This is a genomic window from Nocardioides sp. NPDC057577 (assembly GCF_042801335.1).
In the GTDB taxonomy this organism is placed as follows: Bacteria; Actinomycetota; Actinomycetes; order Propionibacteriales; family Nocardioidaceae; genus Nocardioides.
Genome location: NZ_JBHVGB010000060.1, coordinates 1 through 22,059, shown reverse-complemented (window position 1 = coordinate 22,059; position 22,059 = coordinate 1). Strand labels below are relative to the sequence as shown.

The following is a 22,059-nucleotide window of genomic DNA, read 5'->3' as shown; positions in this document are numbered from 1 at the left end:
TCCTATCAATGCTTCAGCAGGCCACCGAAACCTGACGCACCGAAATCGCCACCTTGTTGGCTGGTCTGTCGAGCCAGCGCGAGCGGAGCGGCGATCTGACCGGTGGTGGTCTCGATGCCGTCGACCGACGCGAACCAGCCCGGCCAGTCGTTGGCGCGGAGCGTCTCGAGGGTCTCAGATTCTGTGGGTGCCGTGACGACCAGGCCTTTCGTGGTCGCGCCCAAGCCCTCGACCAGGCCCTCGACCGCGGTCGTGTCCTCGCTGTCCTCGCCGAGGACGACCAGGACGAGGCCTGCCGGGCCGGTCGGTCGTCCCTGGGCCTTGACCAGGTCGCCGGTGAGCAACGCCACAGCGGCGGTCTTGGCGGGCTGGTCGAACGCTGGGGGCGGCTTGGTGCCGGCGTAGGTCTCTCCGATCACCTGGCCCATCCGCTGGTAGGTCGCCTGCCCCGCGTCGCCGCGGCCCAGCTGCTTGACCAGCTGGGTGGCCAGGCTGTCGACATACTGCTTGCGGTCGGGGTCCAGCAGATTCGGTCGTACGTCGAGCACTCCCGTCGTCTCGCCGCCGGCCGCCTCGATGTTGCCGGCGAGCGCTGCGACCGCCTTCTGGTTGGCGCCGGGAAGGGTGACGACGGCGACCTTCTGGCCGGTGAGCCGGCCGGGCAGGAGCGCGTCGCCGGCCTCGGCGACGAACTGGGCCTCGGCGCTCTGCTGGGGATCCTTCGCGCCCTTCGTCTCGCTCTCGCCGGAGGTGGGGCTCGCCGCGGCCCCGTCGCCGGCTCTGCTCACGATTCCGGTGCCGATCGCGGTGAGATCGTGGTCGGCGGCCCAGATGCCGGCGGGCACACCGATCGCCAGCGCCGTCACCGCGGCCAGGACCGGGAGGACGAGCCGGCGGCTGCGGGGATCCTTGCGGCGCACGGCCGGCACCGCGGAGGCGTCGATCAGCGTCGGGCCGAGCGCGAGCCGGGTCAGGTAGGTGCCGGCCAGGCCCGGGCGCTGGTCCTCGAGGAAGTCGGTCAGCGTGGTGCTGAGCCCGGCCCCGACCACCAGCGAGGGGTGCTGGGCGTAGGCGACCAGCAGGGCGGCGTCGTCGGGGGCGAGGGCGGACTCGAACCGCTTCGGCTGCACGCCGATCCGGTCGAGGAGCTCGGTGGCGTTCTCGCTCGCGGAGGCGCCGGGCGCGAGGACGACCTCGGCTGCGCTGGTGAGCACCTTCGGTTCGGGGTAGGTGTCGGTATCGGGGCCCAGGACGATCACGGCGTGGCGTACCTGCTTCTTGGTCAGCCTCTTCGCCGCGGGACCCACCGCGATGACGGCCGGGCGCTGCTCGCGCAGGAAGCCGGCGAGGTCGCCCAGGAGCCGGCCCAGGTCAGGATGGTCGGCGACCACGACGACCGGCCGACCGGCCAGCGGCGTGTCCAGAGGGGGTACGCCGCTGCCGTGCAGCAGCACCTCCTCCTCGCGCTTGAGCAGCTCGCTGCTGTTGTGGGTGAAGAGCTCCAGGTGGGAGCTCAGGCCACGCTTGGCGTCCTCGAGGTCGTGGTCGAGGGACTCCTGGTCGAGCGCGCGGCCCGAGGTCAGCAGCTGCTCACCGTCGAAGATCTCACCGTCGAGGATCCGGGCCTTGCGCCCGTCGACCAGCTTCTCCAACCCGGCTTCGCCGATCTTGTCGATCAGCTCGATCCCGGCGTCGGCCAGCGTCTGCGGGCCCCGGTTGGGGTAGCGGCCCGAGACCATCGGCTGGGCGTTGACCACGGCGATCACGCCCTTGGCGACGATCGCCAGCGCGGTGGTCCGGTCCAGGTCGACGTGGTCGATGACCGCGATGTCGCCCTCTTTGAGCCGCGGGATCAGCGCCCTGGTCGGCCGCCCCGAGCGGAGCGTGCCGCGGATGCCCGGGAGCACGGAGGGAATCTGGCGAGTAGGCAGTCTCATGTCCCGCCAATCCTCCCCCGGCGCCACGGCGCGTCCCCGGATCTCCCATCCGGCGAGTCGGTCGTCGTGGCGGCCGAATGCGCGCGTTTGGCGGGCGAATCGGTCGTTGTGGCGTGTGTCGTTCGCCACAACGACCGACTCGGGTCGCCAGAACCGAGGTTTCGGCGGGGTCAGGCCTTCGCCGCGCGGGCCACCTCGAGGAGCTCGCGGGCGTGCGCGATGGCCGTGTCGGAAGCCGTCAGCCCGGCCAGCATGCGGGAGAGCTCGAGCTCGCGGGACTCGTCGCCAAGGACCGTCAGACCGGAGCTGGTGACCACCCCGTCGCTGGTCTTCTCGACGGCGACATGGTGGTCGGCGAAGGCGGCGACCTGGGGCAGATGGGTGACGACCAGGACCTGGGCGGTGCGGGCCAGGTGGGCGAGACGGCGACCGATCTCGACCGCGGCGGTGCCGCCGACGCCGGCGTCGACCTCGTCGAAGACGAAGGTCGGGACCGGGCTGGTCGCCGCCAGGACCACCTCGATCGCCAGCATCACCCGGGAGAGCTCACCACCGGAGGCACCCTTGTGGAGCGGACGGGGCTCCGAACCCGTGTTGGCGGCCAGCAGCAGCTCGACCTCGTCGAGGCCGTTGGAGCCGTAGCGCAGCCAGCGGCCGTTCTTGCCTGAACCGACCTTCAGCGGCGCGTGTGGCTCGTCCTCCGATGCAGGCGCGTCGGTCTCCTTCTGGCGTACGTCCACCACCAATCGGGCATGGGGCATGGCCAGGCCGGTGAGCTCGTCGCTGACCGCCTCCGCCAGGGCTCCGGCCGCGTCGGCACGGGCGTCCGACAGCGCCAGGCCGGCCTCGGCGAGGGCTGCTCGCAGCCTGGTCCGGTCGGCGCGGAGCTCCTCGATCCGGTCATCGTCGGAGTCGAGCTCGAGCAGGCGCTTGGCGCCGGTCTCGGCCCAGGCGAGCACCTCGTCGATGGTCTCGCCGTACTTCCTGGTCAGCGCGGTCAGCGCCGCGCGGCGCTCGGAGACCACCGACAGCCGAGCCGGGTCGGTCTCGATCGCGGTCGCGTAGGAGGCGACGTCGGCGGCCAGGTCGGAGAGCAGGTAGGAGACCTCGGCGAGGCGGTCGGCCAGCCCGGCGGCCTCGGGGTCGTGGTCACGCACGCCGTCGAGGGCCTGGCGCGCGGCCGAGATGGCGCCCAGCGCGTCGGGGGCGTCGACCTCCGAGGAGAGCGCCTCGCGAGCCTGCTCGGCGGCGGTGCGCAGCGTGTCGGCGTAGCCGAGCTTCTCCTCCTCCTGGGCGAGGGTGACATCTTCGCCGGACTCGGGCGAAACCTCCTCGACCTCACCGAGGCCGAAGCGGAGCAGGTCGGCCTCCTGCGCCCGCTCACGAGCGTGGGTGGTGACCTCGTCGAGCTCTCGCTCCACCTTCTGGAGCTCGGCGTGGATGTCGCCGTAGGCCGCGATGAGCTTGGCGACCGCGTCGCCTCCGAAGCGGTCCAGCGAGTCGCGCTGGGCACGCGGCTGCAGCAGCCGGTGCTGGTCGGACTGGCCGTGGACGGCGACCAGCGGCGACGTCACCGAGCCGAGGGTCGCGACCGGGACGGTCGCTCCGCCGACGTACGCCCGGGCCCGGCCTTCGGCGGCGACGGTGCGCGCCACCAGGACGCGGCCCTCCTCGACCTCTCCCCCGGCCTCCTCGGTCGCCTCGACCACGCCGGGCAGCGACCGGGCGTCGATGACGCCCTCGACCCGGGCGGCCTTCTTGCCCTTGCGGACCGAGCCGGCGTCACCGCGGCCGCCGAGCAGCAGCCCGAGCGCGGTCACGATCATGGTCTTGCCCGCGCCGGTCTCACCGGTCACCACGGTCAGCCCCGGTCCGAGCTCCAGGGTCGAGGACTCGATGATCCCGAGTCCGGAGATCCTGATCTCCTCAAGCATTCTCGCCTCCGTTCATCCTGAACGGACGCCGTTCCGCGGCGCCTCGCCATCCCTCCACAGACAGTCCGAACTTCCGCACCAGACGATCCGTGAACGGAGCCTGGTGCAGGCGGACGAGTCTGACAGGCTCCACCCCCCGGGTGACCTCGATCCGGGCGCCGGGGCCCAGATCGTAGGAACGCCGACCGTCGCACCAGAGCACGCCGACGCCGTCGGCGCGCGAGATGACCTCGACGGCCAGCACCGAGGTCGGCGCCACCACCATCGGCCTGGCGAAGAGGGCGTGGGCGCTGATCGGGGTCAGCAGCAGCGCCTCGACGCCCGGCCACACGACCGGGCCGCCAGCGGAGAAGTTGTAGGCCGTCGAACCGGTCGGGGTCGCGCAGACGACGCCGTCGCAGCCCCACCTCGACAGCGGCCGGCCGTCGATCTCGACGACGACCTCGAGCATCCGCTCGCGCGCGGCCTTCTCGACGCTGGCCTCGTTGACCGCGAACGTCCGGAAGACCTTCTGACCGTCCTCGAAGACGCTGACCTCGAGCGCGAGCCGGTCCTCGGAGGTGTAGCGACGCTGCACGATCGCCTCGATCGTCGACTCGACGTCGTCGTACTCCGCCTCGGCCAGGAACCCGACATGGCCCAGGTTCACCCCGAGCACCGGGGTGCGGTGGGGCTGGACGATCTCGGCAGCGCGCAGGATGGTGCCGTCGCCACCGATGACCAGCGCCAGCTCGCAGTCGCGGCTCGCGTCGTGCTCCTCGGCGGCCAGCTCGAGCTTCGGTTCGTACGCAGCCGGGTCGATGCCCAGGTCGGCGGCCTCGCTGGCCAGCACCCGGACCACGATGCCGTGGACCGCGAGCGACTTGGCACAGGCGAGGGCAACCTCGCGGGCCTCCTCGCGACCGGTGTGGATGAGCATGAGGACGCGCCGAACCTCGGCCGGGTCCGCAGGCGCTGGGTCCCCAGCAGGGGTCTCGGGCTCGCTCACGGATCAACCTTCTCAGACGGCACCGACACTTCCCCGGCTGCGGGGCTCTCCAGACCGCGCTGCTCGCGGACGGCCTCCTCGATCTCGTCCTCGGTCACTGTGGCCTCGCCGCGGCGTAGCCAGAGGAAGAACTCGACGTTGCCCGACGGGCCCGGGAGCGGGCTGGTGGTGACCGCGCGTGCGCCCCAGCCTCGCTGGGCGGCGGCCGCGGCGACGGCGTTGACGGCCTCGGCTCGCAGGGCCGGGTCGCGGACCACGCCACCCTTGCCGACCCGGTCCTTGCCGACCTCGAACTGGGGCTTGACCATCAGCGCCAGGTCGCCGTCGGGGCTGGTGACCCCGATCAGCGCGTCCAGGACGAGCTCGAGGGAGATGAAGGAGAGATCGCCCACGACGGCGTCGACGGGTTCGCCGATCACGTCGAGGGAGAGATCACGGATGTTGGTGCGGTCGTGGACGACGACCCGCTCGTCCTGCTGCAGCCGCCAGGCGAGCTGGCCGTAGCCGACGTCGACGGCGACGACCTGCTTGGCCTCGTTACGCAGCAGTACGTCGGTGAACCCGCCGGTCGACGCACCGGCGTCGAGGCAGCGGCGGCCCTTGACCGAGAGCCCGAGCGGTTCGAACGCCGCGAGCGCTCCGGCGAGCTTGTGCCCGCCGCGAGAGACGAAGTCCGGACGGTCGGGGTCCTCGGTGACCACGATCGCGATGTCGGTGGTGACGCCCGTGGCCGGCTTGGTGGCTCGATTCCCCGAGACCGTGACCCGCCCGGCGGCGATCAGCTCGCTGGCGTGCTCGCGGGACCGGGCCAGCTTGCGCCGGACCAGCTCGGCGTCGAGACGGAGGCGGCGAGGAGGCATGCGCTCGCCTCTCAGGGCTGGTCGGTCGGCTGGGGCTCGCCGGAGGCCGCAGCGATCCGGGCCATCGCGTCGTGGGCCCCGGTGTCGGGATCCAGGGCGCGGCGCAGCTCGGTGTGAGCGGCCTCGAAGACGCCGACGTGCTCGCTCAACGGCAGCTCGTCGAGCCGGTCGAGCGTCTCGAGCACGGCGTCGACGCGGGCGACACCGGTGTGCGGCGCCGTGCCGGCGCCACCCGGCATGGCCGGGGCCTCGGCCGGAGTCTCGTCGAAGTACTGCTCGCTCATGGGGCTGAGACTACCGTCCCGTCGCCGGCATCCGGGCGAGGCGGCACGGCCTGTGCGCCGATCGTGGCCACCGATCCGGTGGCGTCCAGGTGAGCCCAGGCGCCGGCCGCGGCCACCCGCCACCAGTCGTCGGCGCTCCCTTCGCCGGTGACCCGCAGCTCGCCGTCGCGTACCTCTGCCGTCCAGCCGCCGAGCCGCGCGGCCGTGCCGTCGGTCTCCGGCGCCGAGTGGGCCTCCAACAGCCCGCCCAGGTCGGCGGAGATGTAGGACGGCCGCCGCTGCGGCTCGGCCGCGACCAGATCCTCGAGCCCGGTGACCCCGGTGAGCACCAGCAGCGTGTCGATGCCGGCGTTGCGACCGCCCTCGATGTCGGTGTCGAGCCGGTCGCCGACCATCAGCGGGTGATCAGCCCCGGTGCGCCGGATGGTCTCGTCCAGCAGCGGTCGCGACGGTTTGCCCGCCACGACCGGCTCGACGCCCGAGAAGCGGCGCAGGGTGTCGACCAGGACGCCATGGCCGGGCGCGATCCCGTAGGCCGCCGGGAAGGTCATGTCGGTGTTGCTGGCGACCCAGAAGAGCCCGTCCTTGATCCGCACGGCCGCGCGCAGGATGTCCTTCCACAACAGCTCGGGGTTGTAGCCGGTGACGATCGCCTCGGCGTCCTCGTCGACGGCCACCGGCACCAGGCCGGCGTCTTCGAGCGGCTCGCGCAGGCCGGCGGCACCCAGGTTGACGACCTTCGCCCCCGGGGCGAGCCGCTCGGCCAGGACACGCGCGGCAGCCTGCGCCGAGGTGACCACGTCCTCGGCGGTCGCCTCGATCCCGAGGTTGCGGATGTTGTCGGCGACCTTGGCCGGAGGCCGGGCGGCATTGTTGGTGATGAACGCCAGCCTGAGCCCGGCCTCGCGGGCGGCGGCGAGCGACTCGGGGGCGCGCCGGACCGCTGAGCCGCCGATGTAGACCACTCCGTCGAGGTCGAGCATCGCGACGTCATGGACTGCGGCGAGCACCTGGGCTGAGCCCTTCAACTGATGGCTGGTCAACGCGCGTTGTTCCTTCTCTGAGTCGGGGGTTCGGCGAATGGCACCAGTGTGACCCTACGATGTGCGGATGGACGATACGGGTGTGGTCAGGGCGCCGTACCTCGGGCGTCCGCTGCGTCTGGAGCCATTTCGAGCGCTCTCGTTGGCGCCTTCGCGGATCGGGGACCCGACCTCCGCGCGGCTCTACTCACGTCCCTATCGGGGGGTCGCCTCCCGCATCAGCTCGTGGCTGGCACGTGGCGATCTGCGCCAGCACCGAGACCTCGCGCTCTACCTCCACGAGTACACCGCGGCCGGGATCACCGTGCGTGGCGTCGTCGGGATCCTCGACGTCTCCCACCGCACCGATGACCCCGGTCAGGCCGCGGTCATCCCCCACGAGGGCGTACACACCGCCCAGGCCGAGCAGCTCGCCTCCCGGATGCGGCAGATGCGGGTGCACCCAGCGCCGATCCTGCTCACCTACCACGCGCCCGACGGAGTCGCAGCCCTGCTCGACCAGGTGCAGAGCGGCACTCCCGAGGAGCAGTACGACGACCACGGCGGCCAGCACCATCGCGTCTGGGCGATCACCGACGAGGCGCTGCTCGGTCAGCTGCGCACCGCCTGGGCGAGCCAGCAGGCTCTGATCGCCGACGGGCACCACCGCTACGCTGCCTACGCCGAGCTCCAGGGCCTCGCCGAGCCCGGCGACGGCGCTGCGACCGACTTCGGTCTGGCGATGCTCATCGACCAGGACGACACGCCGTTGCAGCTCGGAGCGATCCATCGGGTGCTGGCCGGGGTGAACCTGCGCGACCTACGGGCCGCGGCCGAGTCCGTCGGCGCCGGGTGGACCGCCGGCGGCCGCGACGCCGCTCTGAGCAGGCTCGGACCCGGTGTCATCGTGCTCAGCGACGGCCGTGGCTGGGCCACCCTCGACGTGGACACCGCCACGAGTCCGATCACCGGCGATGTCGGCTATCTGCACGACCGCGTCCTCCCGGAGCTGCGCAGGCAGCCGTCGCGGGTGCTGCACGCCCACCAGGTCGACGCCGCGCTGAAGCGGGCCCGCCCGGGGCGCGACGTCGCCGTGCTGTTGGCGGCACCGACCTTCGACACCATCCTCTCCTCCGCCTCGATCGGGCAGCTCCTCCCGGAGAAGGCGACCTCCTTCCAGCCCAAGCCGCACCCTGGCGTGCTCATCCGCCTCCTGGACTCGGCGCGGCTGGAGAAGTCGCGACACTAGCTGGCCTGCCTGGTCGCGGCGGCCGCTCTGCTCACCCGTCTGGCCGACGACACCTCCACCTCTGTCATCGACTGCAGCCGGCCACCGGTCTTGAAGAAACGGCGACGGAGGGAGCCGTTGACCTCGATGACGTCTCCGACCTGCCAGGTCATCGCCGCTCGGCGAACCCGGGCGACCCAGGTGTGGCACTCGAGCGCATCGATCTGCACCCGGCTCCCCCGGCGTTTGTCGCGTGGCCTGTTCACGACCACCCGGAACGCGGTCAGCTGATCTCCGCTCGGCAGGTCCTTCTCCTCAGCGGCCAGCGACAGCCGACCGATCAACCGCACCTCGTTGACCGTCGCCAGCCCGCCGGCCGGCCCCGTCCGCTCGCCATCGTCGGGTGATGGCTCCTTCTCTACCCTTGCGACCGTCATCTCGATCACCTCCGACCACCATCCTGATCAGGGGCACCGACAGTTCCGCCCGGGTCTGTGCGGCCTGTGGAGAACCCCGGTCCGAACCGGGCCTGTGGACGGTCATCGGCCCGTCCGGCCGGCTCTCAGCGGGCTTTCGCCGGCCGGTAGGGCGAGACCGTCCGGTCACCGGAGACCCAGAACCGCCAGGGTCGCTCCGGGGCGAGACGCAGCCCGACCCGCGGCCCGGCGGCCACCTCGATCTCCGCCCACGTCTCGGCCGGCGCCAGATCCAGCTCGAAGTCGCTGGTCCCGTTCATGGTGAGGTCGATCCCGAGCGCCGAGCACAGTCGCGCCGGTCCGCGGGCGAGATCGACATCGCGTACTGGTCCACGTCGCTCCCGGGCGATCTCGATCCCCTCGATCACCTCACCGGCACGCAGCAGGATGCCCCCGGGCTCGCCCTCCGGGTGGCACACGAGGTTCGCGCAATGGTGCATGCCGTAGGTGAAGTAGACGTAGAGGCGCCCCGGCGGACCGAACATCACCCGGTTGCGGTTCGTCTCGCCCCGAAAGGCGTGCGAGCCGGGGTCGTCGGCCGCGTACGCCTCCACCTCGGTGAGCCGCACCTTCACCCCGTCGAAGGACAGCGTCGCCCCGAGGAGCCGCGGAGCGGTCACCTCGGGGCGCTGGCCCAACAGGCTCGTGAGCACTACGACGGACGGAACCCGGCCGCCTTGGCCCGGAGCTCGGCGAGCTGCTCGACGACCCTGTCGGGCGCCGTGCCACCACGACCGTCGCGGGACGCGACCGAGCCCTCGATGGTCAGCACCAGACGTACGTCAGGAGTGAGCGCCGGCGAGATCGTGGCGAACTCCTCGTCGGTGAGCGCGTCCAGCTCCACGCCGCGCTTCTCCGCCGCCTGGACGCAGGCGCCGGCGAGCTCGTGCGCGATCCGGAAGGGAGTGCCCTGCCGGACCAGCCACTCCGCGATGTCGGTGGCCAGCGAGAATCCCTGAGGGGCGAGCTCGGCCATCCGGTCGGTGTTGTAGACCAGCGTGGCGACCTGGCCGGTGAAGGCCGGGAGCAGCACCTCGAGGGTGTCCAGGGAGTCGAAGACCGGCTCCTTGTCCTCCTGCAGGTCACGGTTGTAGGCCAGCGGCAGCGCCTTCAGCGTCGTCAGCAACCCGGTCAGGTTGCCGACCAGACGCCCGGCCTTGCCCCGAGCGAGCTCGGAGATATCGGGGTTCTTCTTCTGCGGCATGATGCTCGATCCCGTCGACCAGGAGTCGTGCAGCGTAACGAAGTCGAACTCCTTGGTCGCCCACAGAATGATCTCCTCGGCGATCCGACTGATGTCGACGCCGATCTGGGCGCACACGTAGGCGAACTCGGCGACGAAGTCACGCGAGGCCGTCCCGTCGATCGAGTTGGCACTGGACCCGGTGAAGCCGAGCTCGGCGGCGACCAGCTCGGGGTCGAGACCGAGCGACTGCCCTGCGAGGGCCCCCGACCCGTAGGGCGAGTCGCACACGACCCGCGCCCGCCAGCCGGCGAGCCGATCGACGTCGCGCAACAGGGACCAGGCGTGGGCCATCAGATGGTGGGAGAGCAACACCGGCTGGGCGTGCTGGAGGTGCGTACGTCCCGGCATGATCGCGCCCATGTTCTCGTCGGCCTGCGCGGCGAGCGCGTCGATGAGATCGAGCACGAGCCCACGCAGCACCCGCTCGTGGTCGAGCAGATAGCTCCGGAAGAGGGTCGCGATCTGGTCGTTGCGCGAGCGCCCGGCCCGCAGCTTGCCGCCGACGTCGGGACCGATCTCCTCGATGAGCAGTCGCTCCAGGGCACCGTGTACGTCCTCGTCGGAGGCAGCCGGAACCAGCCGGCCGGCCGTGAACCGGTCGGCGAGGACGTCCAGACCCCGGTGGATCTCGTTCTCCTCGTCACCGGTGAGCAGCCCGGCCGCCCCCAGCGCCTTGGCGTGGGCGTGGGACCCGGCGATGTCGTAGAGCGCCAGCCGCCAGTCGAACTGCGTCGAGCGCGAGAGCGCCTCGAGCTCCGGCGAAGGACCACCGGCGAACCGGCCGCCCCAGAGCTTGCCCTCGTTGGTGGTGTTGGCAGGTGTGTTCGACATCAGTCGTTCCCAGCCTCCAGCGCGGCCTCGTCCAGGACGGTGTCGTCCAGGACGGACGCCTCGACCGGAAGAGCGGCCGGAAGCGGCTTGCCGTCGGTGGCGGCGATGCGGTCGAAGCCGCCGGCGGGCAGCTCGCCGAAGAGGGTGCCGTGCTCGACGAGCACCGTTCCCTGGTCCAGGGGGTGCCCGGCGTAGATCTCGAGCTTGGAGCGGGAGTCGGCGATGTCGAGGTTGCGCATGGTGAGCTGGCCGATGCGGTCGACGGGGCCGAAGGCGGCGTTCTCGACGCGCTCCATGGACAGCTTCTCGGGGTGGTAGGAGAAGTGCGAGCCCTCGGTGTTGAGGACCGTGTAGTCCTCGCCGCGGCGCAGCCGCAGGGTGACCGTGCCGGAGACGAGGGAGGCGATCCAGCGCTGGATCGACTCGCGCAGCATCAGCGCCTGCGGGTCGAGCCAGCGGCCCTCGTAGAGCAGCCGGCCGAGCTTGCGGCCCTCGTTGTAGTAGTTGGACATGGTGTCCTCGTTGTGCACCGCGTTGAGCAGCCGCTCGTAGGCCGCCCACAGCAGCGCCATGCCCGGCGCCTCGTAGATGCCGCGGGACTTGGCCTCGATGATCCGATTCTCGATCTGGTCGGACATGCCCAGACCGTGGCGGCCGCCGATCGCGTTGGCCTCGTAGACGAGCTCCACGGCGGACGCGAAGGACTTGCCGTTGATCGCCACCGGGCGGCCCTCGACGAAGGTGACCGAGACGTCCTCGGTCTCGATGGCGACCGACGGATCCCAGAACTTCACACCCATGATCGGCTCGACGGTCTCCAGCGAGACGTCGAGGTGCTCCAGCGTCTTGGCCTCGTGAGTCGCGCCCCAGATGTTGGCGTCGGTGGAGTAGGCCTTCTCGGTGGAGTCGCGGTAGGGCAGGTCGTGCGCGACCAGCCACTCCGACATCTCGTGGCGGCCACCGAGCTCGTGGACGAAGTCGGCGTCGAGCCACGGCTTGTAGATGCGCAGCTCGGGGTTGGCCATCAGGCCGTAGCGGTAGAACCGCTCGATGTCGTTGCCCTTGAAGGTCGACCCGTCACCCCAGATGTTGACGTCGTCGGCCTGCATCGCGCGCACCAGCATGGTGCCGGTCACGGCACGCCCCAAGGGCGTCGTGTTGAAGTAGGCACGGCCACCGGAGCGGATGTGGAAGGCACCGCAGGCGAGCGCGGCCAGGCCCTCCTCGACGAGCTGCGGCTTGATGTCGATGGCGCGCGCGATCTCCGCGCCGTACGCCATCGCGCGGTCCGGGACACCGGAGATGTCGGGCTCGTCGTACTGCCCGATGTCGGCGGTGTAGGTGCACGGCACCGCGCCCTTGTCGCGCATCCAGGCGACCGCCACGGAGGTGTCGAGGCCTCCGGAGAAGGCGATGCCGACGCGCTCACCCTTGGGAAGGGAGGTCAGGACCTTGCTCACGAGATGTTGCTCCTTGCTCTGAAACTATTGGATGTCTGTGGTCTTGCCGGCGAGGCTGAGGAAGCGGTTGACGAGTGCAGCGCCGCCCTTGGGCTCGCGGCCGATGACGAGCACGGTGTCGTCGCCGGCGATGGTGCCGAGGATGTCGGGATACTCGGCCCGGTCGATCGCGGAGGCGAAGTACTGGGCACCCCCCGCAGGAGTACGCAGCACCACGAGGTTCCCACTCCCGTCGGCGCTCACCAAGAGCTCTCGGGCGAGTCGGCCGAGCTTGCTCCGGCCGCTGGCCGACTCCCCCGGGGCGACCGCGGTGCGGTCACCGCCCTCCCCCGGAACCGCGTAGACGAGCGCACCGGAAGGTGCCCGCACCTTCACCGCGTCGAGCTCGTCCAGGTCACGCGAGAGCGTCGCCTGGGTGACGTTGACCCCGTGGGCGAACAGCACCTCGGAGAGCTCGGTCTGGGACCGGATCTCCTTGCCCCAGATGATGTCCACGATCAGGGACTGGCGCGCACCCTTGGTCGCCGGCCGCTGGGTCTCGTTAGTAGTCATCGTCGCTCCCACAGGAAAGCCAGGATCGCCTTCTGGGCGTGGCGCCGGTTCTCCGCCTCGTCCCACACCAGACTCCGCGGACCGTCGAGCACCTCGGCCTCGATCTCCTTGCCGCGGTAAGCCGGCAGGCAGTGCAGCACGACGGCGTCGGCATCGGCGTGGCCGAGCAGCTCGGTGGTGAGCGCGTAGGGCGAGAACACCGCGACCCGGGCGGCCGCCTCGCTCTCCTTGCCCATCGAGACCCAGGTGTCGGTGATGAGTACGTCGGCCCCGGCTGCCGCTGCGACCGGGTCGGAGGTCACCGTGACCGAGCCGCCGGTCTCCTCGGCGATCTCCTTGGCCCTGACCAGCACCTCCGCGTCCGGCGCATAGCCCTCCGGTGCACCGAACCGGACGTGCATCCCGGCGATCGCTCCGGCCAGCGCCCAGGAGTTGCCCATGTTGCAGGCGGCGTCGCCGAGGAAGGCCGCGGTCAGTCCGGCCAGCGACCCCTTGTGCTCCTGCAGCGTCTGCAGGTCGGCGAGCAGCTGGCAGGGGTGGAACTCGTCGGTGAGGGCGTTGACGACCGGAACCCCGGAGTGGGCGGCCATCTCCTCGAGGTCGCTCTGCGCGAACGTACGCCACACGATCTCGCCCGCCTGCCGGCCGAGCACCCGGGCGACGTCGGCGACCGACTCCCGCTCGCCGATCCCGGCGAGGCGGCCGTCGACGAGCATCGAGTGGCCGCCGAGCTCGGCGATCCCGGAGGAGAACGATGCCTGCGTGCGCAGCGTCGGCTTGTCGTAGATCGTGGCCACGGTCACCGGACCGGCGAGCGGCTTGGCGGCGTAGGGGTCCTGCTTCATCGCCGCCGCGAGTGCCAGCACCTCGGCCTGCTCGGCCGGGGTGAGGTCGTCGTCGCGGAGGAAGTGTCTGGTCACTTCGTCCCCTCCGCTCTGTCCAGGATCTGGGGCCAGGCGGCCAGCAGGCTCTCGGCGTCGTCGTCGGTGAGCACCAGCGGGGGCACGATCCGGATCCGTTCGGGCGTGGCGTTGTTGAGGATGAATCCGGCCTCCAGCGCGGCCGCGGCGACGGCGCCCGAGTCGAGACCGGCGAGCACCACGCCGATGAAGAGGCCCTCACCGTCGACCCGCGCGACCCGCGGGTCGGCGGCGAGACCGTCGCGCAGCTTCTGGCCGAGCACGGTGACGTGCTCGAGGAGGCCCTCGGACTCGATGGTCTCGATCACCGCGAGGCCCGCGGCGCAGGCGACCGGGTTGCCGCCGAAGGTGGTGCCGTGGTTGCCGGGCTCGAAGAGCGTCGCGGCCCGGCCCAGACCGATGCAGGCACCGATCGGGAAGCCGCCACCGAGGCCCTTGGCGAGGGTGACGATGTCGGCGGTGACGCCGGAGGTCTCGTGGGCGAACCAGTGACCGGTGCGGCCCAGCCCGGACTGGACCTCGTCGAGCCAGAGCAGTGCGCCGTGCTCGTCGGCCACGGCCCGCGCGGACGCCAGGTAGTCGGCGGGCGGGACGATGACGCCGGCCTCGCCCTGGATCGGCTCGAGGATGATCGCCGCGGTCTCGTCGGTGACGGCCGCCGCCAGCGCGGAGGCGTCGCCGTAGGGGACGAAGGTGACCTCGCCGGGCAGCGGCTCGAACGGGGCCCGGTAGGCCTCCTTGGCGGTCAGCGCCAGGGCACCCATCGAGCGGCCGTGGAAGGCACCGTGGGCGGCCACGATGTGCGTCCGCCCGGTGCGCCGGGTCAGCTTGAAGCCGGCCTCGTTGGCCTCGGTGCCGGAGTTGGTGAAGAACACCTTCCCGGTCTCGCCGCCGGGGACCCTGGCGAGCAGCGCTTCAGCCAGCTCGATCTGGGGCTGGGAGGTGAAGAAGTTGGAGACGTGGCCGAGCGAGGACATCTGGGAGGTCACCGCGGAGACCAGCGCCGGGTGGGCGTGACCGAGCGCGTTGACGGCGATGCCGGCCAGCAGGTCGACGTACTCCTTGCCGTTCTCGTCCCACACGTGGGCGCCCTCGCCTCGGGTGAGGACCAGCTTGGGGGCGCCGAAGGTGTTCATCAGGGAGGCGGCGTAGCGCTTCTCCCAAGAAGTGGGCACAGCGGTGCTCATCGGTCCAGCTCCCTTGCCTTGCGGGTCTTGGTGGTGACGCCGGGGAGCACCTGGGTGCCGACTCCCTCGGCGGTGAACAGCTCCAGCAGCACGGCGTGCTCGGCGCGGCCGTCGACGACGGTGGCGCGCTTGACGCCGCCCTTGACCGCCTCGAGGCAGGCGCTCATCTTCGGGATCATCCCGCTGGCCAGGTCGGGGAGGATCCCCTCGAGTGCCTCGGGACTGATCTCGCCGATGACCTCCTCGGGGTCGGGCCAGTCGAGGTAGAGGCCCTCGACGTCGGTCAGGACCAGCAGCTTCTCGGCGGCCAGCGCGATCGCCAGGGCCGAGGCGGCTCGGTCGGCGTTGACGTTGTAGATCGTGCCGTCGACGTCGGGGGCGACGCTGGAGACGACCGGGATCCGGCCGGCTTCGATCAGGTCGAGGACCGAGGAGGGACGTACGTCGACGACCTCGCCGACCTGGCCGAGGTCGACCTCCTCACCGTCGATGACGGTGCTGGCCGGCTCGGCGGTGAAGAGTCCGGCGTCCTCGCCGGAGAGCCCGACCGCGAGGGGGCCGTGCTCGTTGATCAGCCCGACCAGCTCGCGCTGGACCTGGCCGACCAGGACCATCCGGACGACGTCCATGGCCTCGGGGGTGGTCACTCGCAGCCCGCCGCGGAACTCCGACTCGATGCCGAGCCGGCCGAGCATGCTCGAGATCTGCGGCCCGCCGCCGTGGACGACGACCGGCTTGAAGCCGGCGAACCGCATGAACGCGATGTCCTCGGCGAAGGCACGCTTGAGCTTGTCGTCGGTCATGGCGTTGCCGCCGTACTTCACCACGACGATCTTGCCGTGATACTCCTTCAGCCACGGCAGGGCGCCGGCGAGCGTACGCGCCTTGGCGGGGTCGGGGCGACCGGGCTCGTGGGCGATGGTCTCCAGGTCGATCACGGCGCGACTCCCACCGTCGTCAGGCCCGCGGTCTCCTCGAGGCCGAGCGCGAGGTTCATGCACTGGATGGCTCCACCGGCGGTGCCCTTGGCGAGGTTGTCCACGGCACCGACGACGACCAGCCGCCCGGCGGCCTCGTCGACGGTGACCTGCAGGTGGACGGCGTTCGATCCGAGCACCGACTGCGTCTGGGGCCACTGGCCCTCGGGGAGCAGGTGGACGAAGGGCTCCTCCGCGTACGCCTTCTCGTAGACGGCCCGCGCATCGGCCGCCGTCACGCCGGCGCCGATCTTGGCCGAGCAGGTGGCCAGGATGCCGCGCGGCATCGGCACCAGCACCGGGGTGAACGAGACCGACACCTCGCCGTCGACCAGCGCGGAGAGGTTCTGGACGATCTCGGGGGTGTGCCGGTGGGCGCCGCCGACGCCGTAGGCGCTGACGTTGCCCATGACCTCGGCACCGATCAGGTGGGGCTTGGACGACTTCCCCGCGCCGCTGGTGCCGGTGGCGGCGACCACGACGACCTCGGGCTCGACGATGCCGGCCTCGACCGCCGGGGCGAGGGCCAGGGTGGAGACGGTCGGGAAGCAGCCCGGCACCGCGATCCGGTTGGCCGAGGCGAGCGCGGCTCGCTGTCCGGGGAGCTCAGGGAGCCCGTAGGGCCAGGTGCCGGCGTGGTCGGTGCCGTAGAACTTCGTCCACGTCTCGGCGTCGGCGAGCCGGTAGTCGGCGCCGCAGTCGATCACGACCACGTCGTCGGGAAGGCCGGCCGCGATCGGCCCGGACTCTCCGTGCGGGAGTGCCAGGAAGACGACGTCGTGACCGGCGAGGGTCTCGGCGGTGGTCGGCTCGAGCACTCGGTCGGCGAGCGGGATCAGGTGGGGCTGGAGGCTCCCCAGGGTCTTGCCCGCGCTGGAGGCGGCGGTCAGGGCGCCGATCTCCACCTCGGGGTGGGCCAGCAGCAGCCTGAGCAGCTCACCTCCGGCATATCCACTGGCACCGGCGACGGCGACGCGCTTCTTCGTCATGTGCATGAACATACATCCCACTGCATCTATGTCGCAAAACCCGTTCGGAGATTGAGACGCGGCCGCTTAGTGTTCGCCCCATGACATCCCGCCTCACCCCCACCGCCTACCTCGACCACATCCGGTCGGAGTCGGCCCGCTTCCGCGCCGTGCTCGCGGAGACCGACCCGACCGCCCCGGTCCCGACCGCTCCGGACTGGACCGCCGCCGACCTGCTGTGGCACGTCGCCGCCGAGGTGCAGCACTTCTGGACGTACGTCCTGGAGACTCGACCGGCCGCGCCGACCGAGGAGACCTACGACGAGCTGGAGCGTCCGAAGGACGCGACCTACCAGGACCTGCTCGCCCACTTCGACGAGCTCAACGCCAGGTTCATCAAGACCCTCGAGGAGACCGGCCCCGAGGAGCCCACCTGGTCCTGGTCGAAGGACCAGACCGCCGGGTTCACCTACCGGCGACAGGCCCACGAGATCCTCATCCACCGCCTCGACGCCGAGCTCACCGCCGGCGCCGTGACTCCCCTGGACCCCGCGCTCGCCGCGGACGGGATCGACGAGCTCCTCGACGTCTTCTACGGCGGGAAGCCCGAGTGGGCGAGCTTCGCGGGCGGCGAGCACTACGTACGCGTCGACGCCATCGACACCGACACCCAGACCTGGGTCCAGCTCGGCCTCGTCTCCGGCACCCGACCCAACGGAGACCGCCTCGAGGACGAGCCCGACCTCAGCGTCGTCCCCCACGAGGAGATCCCGGCCGGCACCGAGCCCGACGTGGTCATCGAGGGCACCGCGGCGGATCTGAACGCCTGGCTCTGGCGCCGGCGCGACGACGAGGGCATCCAGGTCACCGGTGACAAGGACGTCTACGACCGCTTCCGCGCGTTGACGAACCAGCCGATCACCGACGACTAACCTTCGCCGCATGATCAAGCACCTGGCGGTCTTCCTCGGCTCTCGCGACGGCAACGACCCGGCACTCCCCGCGAAAGCCTACGAGATCGGCAAGGGGCTCGCCGAGCGCGAGATCGAGCTGGTCTACGGAGCGGGCGGTGGAGGCCTGATGGGCCGGATCTCCCAGGGCGCGATCGACGGCAACGGCAAGGTCTTCGGCGTGATCCCACGGTTCATGGTCGACCGCGAGTGGGGTCGCATCGAAGGCGCGCCGGGGATGCAGACGGTCGTGGTCGACACGATGCACGAGCGCAAGGCGATCATGGCCGAGCGTGCCGACGCCTTCCTCGCGCTCCCCGGCGGGATCGGCACCCTCGAGGAGCTCTTCGAGGTCTGGACCTGGCAGACGCTCTCGCTGCACGGCAAGCCGGTCGGCGTGCTCAACATCAACGGCTTCTGGGACCCGCTCGTGGACATGATGGAGCGCATCGCCACGGCGGGGTTCCTGCACGGCTCCCCCGCCGAGTCCCTGGTGGTCGGCGAGGACCTCGACGACGTCCTGGCCCGCCTCGACTCTGCTCGTCGAGCTGCCCTCTGAAACCGCGCGAGGAGTCGTGAAACCACGGTGAAGGCGCCCTGAAACCGGCGCCCCACACCCTGGGAGCATGACAACCACCACCGAACTGGCCGTATCGGCCTCAGGTCTGGTCAAGACCTTCGGAGACTTCACCGCGGTCGACGGGATCGACCTCGAGATCCGCCGCGGCGAGGTCTTCGGCGTGCTCGGCCCCAACGGTGCCGGCAAGACCACCACCTTGAAGATGCTCGCGACCCTGCTCCCGATCGACGCCGGCAAGGCCGAGATCTTCGGGGTCGACGTCAAGGCGCACCCCCACCAGGTGCGTCAGCTCGTCGGCGTCACGGGGCAGTACGCCTCCGTCGACGAGAACCTCACCGCCACCGAGAACCTGGTCCTCTTCGGCCGCCTGCTGGGCATGTCCGGCAAGGCCTCCCGGGCCGCCGCCGAGGAGCTGCTGGAGTCCTTCGGGCTCCAGGAGGCCGCCAAGCGGCAGATCTCGAAGTTCTCCGGCGGCATGCGCCGCCGCCTCGACCTCGCCGCCTCGCTCCTGTCCCGCCCGCCGCTGATCTTCCTCGACGAGCCGACCACCGGCCTGGACCCGCGCACGCGCGGACAGATGTGGGACACCATCCGGACCCTGGTGGCCGGCGGCTCGACCGTCCTGCTGACCACGCAGTACCTCGACGAGGCCGACCAGCTCGCCGACCGGATCGCGGTCATCGACCGCGGCGTCAAGGTCGCCGAAGGCACCTCGGAGCAGCTCAAGACCTCGGTCGGCAACTCCACGCTGCACCTGCGCCTGAGCGACAAGACCCAGGTCGCCACCGCCGCCGCTGTGGTCGAGAAGGTCACCGGCGACCGTCCGGTGCTCACTCCCGAGGCCGGCGGCGTCAACGTACCGCTGGCCGATGCCGACAGGGCCGCCGACGTGCTCATCGGTCTTCGCCACGCGGGCATCTCGATCACCACCGCGAACGTCCAGCAGCCGACGCTGGACGAGGTCTTCCTGGCCCTGACCGGTCACGGCACCGAGGACCCCGACGGCGCCGCCGAACCCGACAACTCCGACATCCACACCGAGGAGGTGGCCTGAGATGGCTGCACTGATCTCCACGTACGCCGTCACCGACCGCCCGCTCAAGGCCCGTCCAGGCGTGGGCGAGACGATCGCCCAGACGCTGACCATGGCCCGCCGGGCGTACATCAAGATGATGCGCAACCCCGAGCAGTTCTTCGACGTGACGATCCAGCCGCTGCTGTTCACCGCGATGTTCGCCTACATCTTCGGTGGCGCGATCTCGGGTGACGTGAAGTCGTACCTGCCGACCATCATCACCGGCATCCTGGCCCAGACCGCGCTGACCGCCTCGATGGCGCGCGGCACCCAGCTGCGCGAGGACATGGACAAGGGCGTCTTCGACCGGTTCAAGGCGCTCCCGATCGCCCGGATCGCGCCGCTGGCCGGTCCGGCGGTCGCCGACCTGCTCCGCTACGGGATCGCGGCGACGCTGACGATCGTGGTCGGCCTGCTGATGGGCTACCGGCCCGGTGGCGGCGTCGGCGGCGTGCTCGCCGGCTGGGCACTGACCATTTTCGCGGGCTGGTCGCTGAGCTGGATCTTCACCTGGCTCGGCACGGTCTTGAAGACCGCGGGCGGCGTGCAGGGCCTGGGCATGATGATCATGTTCCCGCTGACCTTCCTCTCCCCCGCGTTCGTGCCGAAGGAGACCATGCCGGACTGGCTGCAGCACTTCGTCGACGTCAACCCGGTCACGTTGGTCATCAACGCCACCCGTGACCTGATGAACGCCGGTGACGTCACCATGAGCGTCGTGTGGGCGCTCGTCGGCTGCGCCGCGGTCGTCGCGATCTTCGCGCCGCTCTCGGTGTGGAGCTACAGCAAGAAGCTCTGACTCAGCCCAGGCGCGCGATGACGCCGCGGGCCTCGTCCAGCAGGGCGAGCCCGCGGCGTTCGCCGTAGTCCTCCGAGACCCGCTCGAGCACGCCCGGCGCGAGCCGGTTCGCGTCGGCGACCGCGAGCTCCCAGCGCATGTCCAGGAACGAGCGGGAGTAGCCGAACCGGTCGGCCAGCACCACCAGGCGCACCGACTCCTCGCGGGGCAGCGTGTCCCGCAGAAGCCCGCACAGCCCGAGCGCGAACAGCACCATCCCGGTGACGGGGTAGTCCTGGGCCCTGCGGTCCTCGGAGAGCAGGCGCGGCGCCTTGAGCATCAGGGCCTCGAAGAGGTCGGAGCCCTCCGCGTCGTCCCCGTGCCGGACGGAGGCGACCACGGTGACCGCCTCGGCCGCGACCCGCCAGGGCACCAGGTCGGCGTCGTCGGTGAACCCCGGGAACGGCACCTCGCCCATCGTCGCCACCACCTCGCGGAACAGCGCCAGCCCCTCGCCGACCCGCCCCTGGGCGAGGAGGAGCTGAGCCCGGGCACCGTGGACGGCGCCCCGGGAGCCGAAACCGCCGTGAGGCTGCTCGTCGGTGAGCTGGGCGAGGATCTCGGCGGCCTCCCCGAGACGCCCCTGCTCCACGGCGTACGTCACCAAGATGGCGTGGGTCTGGACGAGGTCGTCGTCGGCACCGAGACGGCGCAGGACCGGGACGGCCTCACGGGCGTGCTCCGCGGCCTCGCCGAGACGGCCGAGCTGGGCATAGAGGCCGCTGAGCTGGGCGTGCAGCATCGCTTGTGGCCACAGGCCGCCGTCGGTGCCGGTCAGGCGCAGCGCCTCCCTCCCCGCGGCAACGGCACCCTCGGGGTCGCCGAGGTTCTCCCGTTCGTGGCTGAGGAAGGTGTAGGCCCGAGCGCGTACGTCCTGGTCGGGGTCGGTGACCAGGACGGCCAGCTCGTCCTGCAGCGGCCGCCCGGCTCCGGTGACGCTGCCCGCCATCGCCTGCATGACCTTCAGCATCACCCTGAGCTGCGGGTCCGCGGCCTCGGTGCCGATCCGGTCCAGGATCGTCATCAGCCGCTCGAGGCCGGAGCCTCCCGTCACGGCGGCACCGAAGAGCAGCAGGGTCAGGACGAGCCGGGTCTTCTCCAACAGCTCGGGAGGCGGCTCCCACTCGGCCAGCAGATCGGCGACCGGGCTCGCCAGCATGATCACCCGCTGGTGCTCGCCCGCGATGGTCCAGAAGACACCCATCGCGCAGAAGAGACGGATCACCGATTCGGGCTCGTCGTCGGCCAGGACCTGGCGCAGGATGTCGGCGAGGTTGCTCTCCTCGGCGCGCAGCTCGTCCATGGCGTCGAACTGGTCCGGGGAGTAGATCCGGCCCGCGCTCGCGTCCGCGTAGTCCCGCGCCCAGGCACGCTGCGCCGCCCGGGCCGCGGCGTCCTCGCCGGCGTCGATCAGCTGCATCCGGCCGAACTCTCGGACGGTCTCGAGCATCCGGTAGCGGAAGCCCAGCGGTGCCTCGACGACCGTCAGCAGCGACTGGTCGACGAGCTCCTCGATCGCTGCGAACGTCTCCGCCCCGAGCATCGCCTCGGCCGCCGCGAGGGTGAACCCGTCATGGAAGACCGAGAGCCAGCGCATCGCCCGCCGCTCGCGCTCGGAGAGGAGGTTCCAGGACCAGTCGATGACCGCGATCAAGGTCTGATGGCGGTCGGGAGCGCTGCGGTCACCGCCGCGCAGCAGGTCGAACCGGTTCTCCAGCCGCCGCGCGATGTCGTCGACCGACATCG

The 22,059-nt window shown here is 71.1% G+C and carries 21 protein-coding genes; 5 read left to right on the top strand and 16 right to left on the bottom strand.

Annotated elements, in window-relative coordinates; genetic code table 11:
* Positions 1 to 5: 5 nt before the first annotated feature.
* From steA to ACFU7D_RS14155, 6 genes are all read right to left on the bottom strand, one after another.
* Positions 6 to 1,937 (bottom strand): putative cytokinetic ring protein SteA, encoded by a 1,932-nt coding sequence (gene steA, locus ACFU7D_RS14180; protein ID WP_378867981.1) that lies wholly within the window; start codon positions 1,935 to 1,937, stop codon positions 6 to 8.
* A gap of 170 nt (positions 1,938 to 2,107) precedes the next feature.
* A complete protein-coding gene (recN, locus tag ACFU7D_RS14175) occupies positions 2,108 to 3,871 on the bottom strand; it encodes a DNA repair protein RecN (RefSeq protein ID WP_378867979.1) in 1,764 nt (587 codons plus the stop codon).
* Entirely contained in the window at positions 3,864 to 4,859 is a 996-nt protein-coding gene (locus ACFU7D_RS14170) for an NAD kinase (RefSeq protein WP_378731116.1), read from the bottom strand. Before ACFU7D_RS14170 ends, recN begins: the two co-directional genes overlap by 8 nt.
* The gene (locus ACFU7D_RS14165) at positions 4,856 to 5,719 is read right to left on the bottom strand and encodes a TlyA family RNA methyltransferase (protein WP_378867977.1); all 864 of its coding nucleotides are present in this window, start codon (positions 5,717 to 5,719) and stop codon (positions 4,856 to 4,858) included. Before ACFU7D_RS14165 ends, ACFU7D_RS14170 begins: the two co-directional genes overlap by 4 nt.
* Before the next feature lie 11 nt (positions 5,720 to 5,730).
* Positions 5,731 to 6,003, bottom strand: a complete 273-nt coding sequence (locus tag ACFU7D_RS14160; protein WP_378867975.1) for a hypothetical protein — start codon at positions 6,001 to 6,003, stop codon at positions 5,731 to 5,733.
* Positions 6,000 to 7,046, bottom strand: coding sequence for an HAD-IIA family hydrolase (locus tag ACFU7D_RS14155; protein ID WP_378867973.1), 1,047 nt, complete (start codon positions 7,044 to 7,046; stop codon positions 6,000 to 6,002). The genes ACFU7D_RS14160 and ACFU7D_RS14155 overlap by 4 nt, the downstream gene beginning before the upstream one ends.
* A 67-nt stretch (positions 7,047 to 7,113) precedes the next feature.
* Here ACFU7D_RS14155 and ACFU7D_RS14150 point away from each other — a divergent pair, with 67 nt between their 5' ends.
* Complete coding sequence (locus ACFU7D_RS14150; protein ID WP_378867972.1) at positions 7,114 to 8,274, top strand: DUF1015 family protein; 1,161 nt, start codon at positions 7,114 to 7,116, stop codon at positions 8,272 to 8,274.
* On the opposite strand, the gene ACFU7D_RS14145 is transcribed toward ACFU7D_RS14150, so the two are convergent.
* The 9 genes from ACFU7D_RS14145 to argC form a co-directional block, all read right to left on the bottom strand.
* Positions 8,271 to 8,690 carry a single-stranded DNA-binding protein gene (locus ACFU7D_RS14145; RefSeq protein ID WP_378731127.1) on the bottom strand — a complete coding sequence of 140 codons (420 nt, stop codon included), beginning with the start codon at positions 8,688 to 8,690 and terminating at the stop codon, positions 8,271 to 8,273. The two genes, ACFU7D_RS14150 and ACFU7D_RS14145, sit on opposite strands and share 4 nt — an antisense overlap.
* A gap of 125 nt (positions 8,691 to 8,815) precedes the next feature.
* Entirely contained in the window at positions 8,816 to 9,382 is a 567-nt protein-coding gene (locus ACFU7D_RS14140) for a DNA-3-methyladenine glycosylase (RefSeq protein WP_378867970.1), read from the bottom strand.
* Positions 9,382 to 10,806, bottom strand: a complete 1,425-nt coding sequence (argH, locus tag ACFU7D_RS14135) for an argininosuccinate lyase (RefSeq protein ID WP_378867968.1) — start codon at positions 10,804 to 10,806, stop codon at positions 9,382 to 9,384. The genes ACFU7D_RS14140 and argH overlap by 1 nt, the downstream gene beginning before the upstream one ends.
* The gene (gene argG / locus ACFU7D_RS14130; RefSeq protein ID WP_378867966.1) at positions 10,806 to 12,266 is read right to left on the bottom strand and encodes an argininosuccinate synthase; all 1,461 of its coding nucleotides are present in this window, start codon (positions 12,264 to 12,266) and stop codon (positions 10,806 to 10,808) included. The genes argH and argG overlap by 1 nt, the downstream gene beginning before the upstream one ends.
* Before the next feature lie 24 nt (positions 12,267 to 12,290).
* On the bottom strand, positions 12,291 to 12,818 hold the full coding sequence (locus ACFU7D_RS14125; protein WP_378731135.1) for an arginine repressor: 528 nt from the start codon (positions 12,816 to 12,818) through the stop codon (positions 12,291 to 12,293).
* The gene (argF, locus tag ACFU7D_RS14120; RefSeq protein WP_378867964.1) at positions 12,815 to 13,738 is read right to left on the bottom strand and encodes an ornithine carbamoyltransferase; all 924 of its coding nucleotides are present in this window, start codon (positions 13,736 to 13,738) and stop codon (positions 12,815 to 12,817) included. The genes ACFU7D_RS14125 and argF overlap by 4 nt, the downstream gene beginning before the upstream one ends.
* On the bottom strand, positions 13,735 to 14,925 hold the full coding sequence (locus ACFU7D_RS14115) for an acetylornithine transaminase (protein ID WP_378867962.1): 1,191 nt from the start codon (positions 14,923 to 14,925) through the stop codon (positions 13,735 to 13,737). The genes argF and ACFU7D_RS14115 overlap by 4 nt, the downstream gene beginning before the upstream one ends.
* Positions 14,922 to 15,863 (bottom strand): acetylglutamate kinase, encoded by a 942-nt coding sequence (gene argB, locus ACFU7D_RS14110; RefSeq protein ID WP_378867960.1) that lies wholly within the window; start codon positions 15,861 to 15,863, stop codon positions 14,922 to 14,924. The genes ACFU7D_RS14115 and argB overlap by 4 nt, the downstream gene beginning before the upstream one ends.
* A complete protein-coding gene (gene argC / locus ACFU7D_RS14105) occupies positions 15,860 to 16,897 on the bottom strand; it encodes an N-acetyl-gamma-glutamyl-phosphate reductase (protein WP_378867958.1) in 1,038 nt (345 codons plus the stop codon). The genes argB and argC overlap by 4 nt, the downstream gene beginning before the upstream one ends.
* A gap of 74 nt (positions 16,898 to 16,971) precedes the next feature.
* Here argC and ACFU7D_RS14100 point away from each other — a divergent pair, with 74 nt between their 5' ends.
* The 4 genes from ACFU7D_RS14100 to ACFU7D_RS14085 all read left to right on the top strand — a co-directional run bounded on the left by ACFU7D_RS14100 (position 16,972) and on the right by ACFU7D_RS14085 (position 20,274).
* Complete coding sequence (locus tag ACFU7D_RS14100) at positions 16,972 to 17,802, top strand: maleylpyruvate isomerase family mycothiol-dependent enzyme (protein WP_378867956.1); 831 nt, start codon at positions 16,972 to 16,974, stop codon at positions 17,800 to 17,802.
* Between the two features lie 10 nt (positions 17,803 to 17,812).
* A complete protein-coding gene (locus tag ACFU7D_RS14095) occupies positions 17,813 to 18,379 on the top strand; it encodes a TIGR00730 family Rossman fold protein (protein ID WP_378867954.1) in 567 nt (188 codons plus the stop codon).
* A 67-nt stretch (positions 18,380 to 18,446) separates the two neighbouring features.
* Positions 18,447 to 19,454, top strand: a complete 1,008-nt coding sequence (locus ACFU7D_RS14090; protein WP_378867952.1) for an ATP-binding cassette domain-containing protein — start codon at positions 18,447 to 18,449, stop codon at positions 19,452 to 19,454.
* Between the two features lies 1 nt (position 19,455).
* On the top strand, positions 19,456 to 20,274 hold the full coding sequence (locus tag ACFU7D_RS14085; RefSeq protein ID WP_378867950.1) for an ABC transporter permease: 819 nt from the start codon (positions 19,456 to 19,458) through the stop codon (positions 20,272 to 20,274).
* A 1-nt stretch (position 20,275) separates the two neighbouring features.
* Here ACFU7D_RS14085 and ACFU7D_RS14080 read toward each other — a convergent pair.
* The coding region (locus ACFU7D_RS14080) for an ATP-binding protein (RefSeq protein ID WP_378867949.1) at positions 20,276 to 22,059 on the bottom strand (1,784 nt) is incomplete at its 5' end.

What these genes read in the sequence shown, in the direction of transcription:
- argH (WP_378867968.1), bottom strand. Translation starts at nt 10,806, where the DNA reads ATGTCGAACACACCTGCCAACACCACCAACGAGGGCAAGCTCTGGGGC.
- argC (WP_378867958.1), bottom strand. Translation starts at nt 16,897, where the DNA reads ATGCACATGACGAAGAAGCGCGTCGCCGTCGCCGGTGCCAGTGGATAT.
- ACFU7D_RS14085 (WP_378867950.1), top strand. Translation starts at nt 19,456, where the DNA reads ATGGCTGCACTGATCTCCACGTACGCCGTCACCGACCGCCCGCTCAAG.
- steA (WP_378867981.1), bottom strand. Translation starts at nt 1,937, where the DNA reads ATGAGACTGCCTACTCGCCAGATTCCCTCCGTGCTCCCGGGCATCCGC.
- recN (WP_378867979.1), bottom strand. Translation starts at nt 3,871, where the DNA reads ATGCTTGAGGAGATCAGGATCTCCGGACTCGGGATCATCGAGTCCTCG.
- ACFU7D_RS14115 (WP_378867962.1), bottom strand. Translation starts at nt 14,925, where the DNA reads ATGAGCACCGCTGTGCCCACTTCTTGGGAGAAGCGCTACGCCGCCTCC.
- ACFU7D_RS14165 (WP_378867977.1), bottom strand. Translation starts at nt 5,719, where the DNA reads ATGCCTCCTCGCCGCCTCCGTCTCGACGCCGAGCTGGTCCGGCGCAAG.
- ACFU7D_RS14090 (WP_378867952.1), top strand. Translation starts at nt 18,447, where the DNA reads ATGACAACCACCACCGAACTGGCCGTATCGGCCTCAGGTCTGGTCAAG.
- ACFU7D_RS14100 (WP_378867956.1), top strand. Translation starts at nt 16,972, where the DNA reads ATGACATCCCGCCTCACCCCCACCGCCTACCTCGACCACATCCGGTCG.
- ACFU7D_RS14160 (WP_378867975.1), bottom strand. Translation starts at nt 6,003, where the DNA reads ATGAGCGAGCAGTACTTCGACGAGACTCCGGCCGAGGCCCCGGCCATG.
- ACFU7D_RS14095 (WP_378867954.1), top strand. Translation starts at nt 17,813, where the DNA reads ATGATCAAGCACCTGGCGGTCTTCCTCGGCTCTCGCGACGGCAACGAC.
- ACFU7D_RS14145 (WP_378731127.1), bottom strand. Translation starts at nt 8,690, where the DNA reads ATGACGGTCGCAAGGGTAGAGAAGGAGCCATCACCCGACGATGGCGAG.
- ACFU7D_RS14125 (WP_378731135.1), bottom strand. Translation starts at nt 12,818, where the DNA reads ATGACTACTAACGAGACCCAGCGGCCGGCGACCAAGGGTGCGCGCCAG.
- ACFU7D_RS14150 (WP_378867972.1), top strand. Translation starts at nt 7,114, where the DNA reads ATGGACGATACGGGTGTGGTCAGGGCGCCGTACCTCGGGCGTCCGCTG.